The organism is Paeniroseomonas aquatica, from assembly GCF_030409335.1.
Lineage (GTDB): Bacteria > Pseudomonadota > Alphaproteobacteria > Acetobacterales > Acetobacteraceae > Belnapia > Belnapia aquatica.
Window position 1 is genome coordinate 1 of sequence record NZ_JAUFPN010000099.1, and the last position, 518, is coordinate 518.

Consider the following 518-nt stretch of genomic DNA (forward strand, 5'->3'; position numbering starts at 1 on the left):
GGAAATCGGTGGTGTTCGCTACGAATGTTGAATCCGCCATTAGTTAATGGTCATCTTCTTTAGCTGTGCAAGGCTTGTGAAGTCGAGCGTGAATTGCGCCGGATGGGGGTTGTAGAAGCTATCATGTAGCGGCCGATGCAGCTGTACCATCGGCGTGTGTCTCGAAGGCCGTGCGCCAGAAGAGTTCGGATCTCAGCGTCTTGAAAAACGTCTCGACCATGGCGTTGTCGAAGCAGTTTCCCCGCCCGGACATGGGTACGCCTACGGCGACGGCCGCCTTCCGGCGATGGGTTGAACCTGTCTTCTGATCTTATCGACGCTCGTAGGAGCGTTGCTAAGGACGGGGGGTGGTTTGGGGCATGGAGATCATCAGCGGTGTCGAGCGCCGGCGGCAATGGCGGGCGGCGGACAAGCTGCGGATCGTGGCGGAGGCGGAGCGTCCCGGCGCATGTTTCGTCGAGGTCGCCCGGCGGCACGAAGTGAGCCGGAGCGTGCTGTGGGCCTGGCGCAAGCAGGCG

Annotated in this window: 1 protein-coding gene; it reads left to right on the plus strand. The window is 61.2% G+C overall.

Going from position 1 to position 518, the window contains the following annotated elements; all coding sequences use genetic code 11:
* Positions 1–359: 359 nt before the first annotated feature.
* Positions 360–518: transposase (locus QWZ14_RS08800; protein WP_290316260.1), on the plus strand; the 159-nt coding region annotated here is incomplete at its 3' end.